Annotated in this window: 3 protein-coding genes; all 3 read left to right on the forward strand. The window is 48.1% G+C overall.

Translation table 11 applies throughout. From position 1 onward, the window contains the following. On the forward strand, window positions 1-227 hold a 227-nt coding region (locus tag J4G02_22845; GenBank protein ID MCE2397347.1), incomplete at its 5' end, for a tetratricopeptide repeat protein. 113 nt (window positions 228-340) lie between these two features. After that, window positions 341-2,080, forward strand: coding sequence for a hypothetical protein (locus tag J4G02_22850; protein ID MCE2397348.1), 1,740 nt, complete (start codon window positions 341-343; stop codon window positions 2,078-2,080). Window positions 2,081-2,269: 189 nt separating this feature from the next. After that, the gene (locus J4G02_22855; GenBank protein MCE2397349.1) at window positions 2,270-3,199 is read left to right on the forward strand and encodes a hypothetical protein; all 930 of its coding nucleotides are present in this window, start codon (window positions 2,270-2,272) and stop codon (window positions 3,197-3,199) included. Window positions 3,200-3,315 lie beyond the last annotated feature (116 nt).

The following is a 3,315-nucleotide window of genomic DNA, read 5'->3' on the forward strand; positions in this document are numbered from 1 at the left end:
GACTCATTTATTTTAAGCAGGGAAAATTGGATGCCGCCATAGAAAATTTGGAGCAGGCAAATCACTACCTACCCGATACACCTGAGATCCTCTTGCATCTCGCTGATGCATACCTTGAAAAAGGCTTGAAAGAGAAGGCGTTGCAGACTTTGGAGCACGCCGTGCAGATTGAACCGGACAACGTCGAACTTCGTCAGAAACTTAACACCATCAAATCCAGCAGATAGTTTATGGAAACTGTTAGCGAATTGGCTTTCGGCTTTCAGCAGCCAGCAAAGAAAAGAGGGTGTTCTGTATCTGTAACGCTTGCGTCTTTGCTGAAGGCTAATGGCTATTCCCAATGAAAAATATAACGGTGCTTTTCATCCTTATGCTGCTGCTTTTAGGGTCGCCGGGTCAAAGTTCGGCATTCCGCTGTGGAACACCACAATTGGCAGACACAAACATGCCTTTTCGTCCGTTCTCAGCAACGGACGCGGATCCTGGGGCAAATACGATGCCACCGCATTTGCCGAGCAACCTAACTGCACCTGTGCTGCCAGCTGCACCCGCACTGCCAATCGGTACAGAACGGACCTTCTTTGTTCCTGACTTTAGGAGTCTGCAACAATATACCGTCTCTGCGGCTCTACGGGGTATCGGCAATTTCTGTTATATTTTTGTTGAGGAGGCCGAGTGGAACACACGAGTTACTCCGGAAACAGTGGCATCAATAGTGCGTGCTTTTGATGTCGCTACACCAGCGAATCCCCAGCAAGGAATTTATCCTACGTTAACGGGGTTCTTCGGAGTACCGCCGGATATTGATGAAAACGGTAGGATTATTTTACTGCTACTTAATATTCGAGATGCGAATCATGCCAATCAGTACACGGCAGGCTTTTTCAATCCGGTAGACCAAAGTCGTGGTGTACTTAGGGCCCCTGGGTTTCGTGGGTTCCCAATTCGTAGTAACGAAGCGGATATATTGTATATTGACACACAACCGCTCAACCCAAATAGTGAAGTCGCGCATAACGTCATTGCACACGAGTTCCTACATCTCATCCATTGGCGGCACGATCCACACGAAGCAACTTGGGTGGATGAGGGGTGCGCGGGATATGCATCATTTCTCTGTGGCTATTCTGTGCTGGAGCATGTAGATGCATTTGAAAAAACGCCTTCTGTTTCGCTGATAGCGTGGCCTGAAACGGATGCAGACGCGCTCCCCCACTATGGTGCCGCTTTCCTATGGATGCTCTACCTCCATGAACAGCACGGCGGTACAGAAACACTGACTGAAATTGTCCGGAATCGTGGTACATCGCTCACAGGTGTTGCAGATGCGCTCGCCTTGAGGGGGATTACACAGAAAGTCTCTGATATCTTTATTCAATGGAAGCTGGCAAACTATCTATCTGATTATCATGCTGTTAGACTTTCTCTTTCACCGCGTCGCTGGCACACTTCCTATCCAAGTGGCGCGCAGGAAGGAAAACTCAGTAACTTTTCAGCAGATTATATCGGATTTGAGGATGCTGGCGGGTTAACGCTCGGTTTTTCAAGTAATTCCGGGGGAACCGGCAGTACTGCTCATGCAATTGAATTTCATAACACTGGTGATGTCCATGTGCGCGAGATAAAGTTGTCCGCTGGTAACTCTGGTTCTGTTGTGTTACCGAATAGTGTTACAGAGGCACTCTTGGTACCGAGTTTACAAACAGAAACGATCAAGACGGGTAGGGACTGGGTTACCCAACCCCTACATTATCAATATAGTGCAGCGCGGGGTGCACATATAACTTTTATCACGGCTGCCCTTCCGAATCCTGTGCATCCGAGGTACTGGGACATCCTCGCGCAACCGAGTGAATCTCTCGTTGGGTCAACTCCGACTGTGACGTTGATGCTCTTTGATAGCAAAGTTGAACGACCCTATAGGGAAGCACAGGCAATGTCTCGCATCATACAGGATGTGCAGGGCATCCATCTATATCGACTCTCGTTTCTTCTTGAACCGGAGATAGCACCGGAATCTGTTATATATCAGATTTCGCTTGATTCTCGAATTGTTGACACAGGATCGTTAACCGAGTAACATATAGAAGTTATAAGTTAAGAGGTGAACAGGTATAAGAAAGAGGCGTTCGGATTTTCCCAATCCTTCTTAACCTACCGCTTATAACTATTTTTCGGTTTTTATTCCTAAAAAAGTCGGTGGTCACGCGATATGGCGTGCCACCGCAGAAAATTCGTTTTCTTCTCTTCTTCAAAAAAGGGGTAAAAGATGCAAGCTACACTCTATGCAGGAACTATTGGACAAAGTGTCTGGCACAGTACCGACAACGGAGACACATGGCGTGTTCGCGCGATAGCTGTCAATCCGAGTGACTCAGACACCCTCTATGCAGGTACCGAGAACGGTATCTTCCGAACAAACAATGCTGCTGAATCGTGGCATCACCTTCCAAGCCCCATGGATGGACGGGAAGTGTGGTCAATAGCAATTGATCCAAGGACACCCGACACACTTTATGCCGGAACGTGTCCTTCTGCACTTTTCAAATCTACCGATGGTGGCGATAATTGGAAGCAACTTAACGCGGACTTGGCGCAAGAATGTGAAGGTATCCCGATTATCCCGCGCGTCACGACCTTTGTGATTGATCCCGAGGATTCGCAAACACTCTATGCCGGGATTGAAATTGATGGGATGCGTCTCAGCACTGATGGTGGTGAGACCTGGACAGAGCGCAGTGAAGGACTCAGTAGTTTGGACATTCACGGGCTTTGTGTAGTCCCCGGCTCACCGAAAACTATCATCGCAGCGACGAACAACGATGTTTGTGTCACGACGGATATGGGTGAACAATGGACACCGTTAAATGTCAAATCACATTACCCATGGCCCTACTGCCGCGCAGCGTTTTTCCTCAATGGCGATGCAGGCAGAGTGTTTATCGGTGCAGGGAATGGTCCCCCGGGCGACCAAGGCGGTATCTTTTCAACTCGCAATGCAGGAGAAACATGGGATCGTGCAGATATCGGCAGAACTGCGAACAGTACAATCTGGACATTTGCCCATAATCCGAAAATTAACGACCTGCTAATTGCTTGTAGTGTGAGCGGGCAGCTCTACCGCAGCACAGATACTGGCGATTCATGGACTAAACTCTCACACGAATTTGGGGAAGTTCGCGCATTGGCTGTCGGATAAGGCTTGACTTATTTCTGCAATTTGTGGTATGCTGTTCGTAATTCAGCTTCTTAGTTTTCTTGATATATCTATGGAAACGCCATAAAAAGTAGGTATATCTTCGGGCGAAGCGTCGT

The organism is Candidatus Poribacteria bacterium, assembly GCA_021295755.1.
Classification (GTDB): Bacteria; Poribacteria; WGA-4E; order WGA-4E; family PCPOR2b; genus PCPOR2b.

Coding starts and splice junctions, on each gene's coding strand:
- J4G02_22850 (MCE2397348.1), top strand. CDS start 341: ATGAAAAATATAACGGTGCTTTTCATCCTTATGCTGCTGCTTTTAGGG.
- J4G02_22855 (MCE2397349.1), top strand. CDS start 2,270: ATGCAAGCTACACTCTATGCAGGAACTATTGGACAAAGTGTCTGGCAC.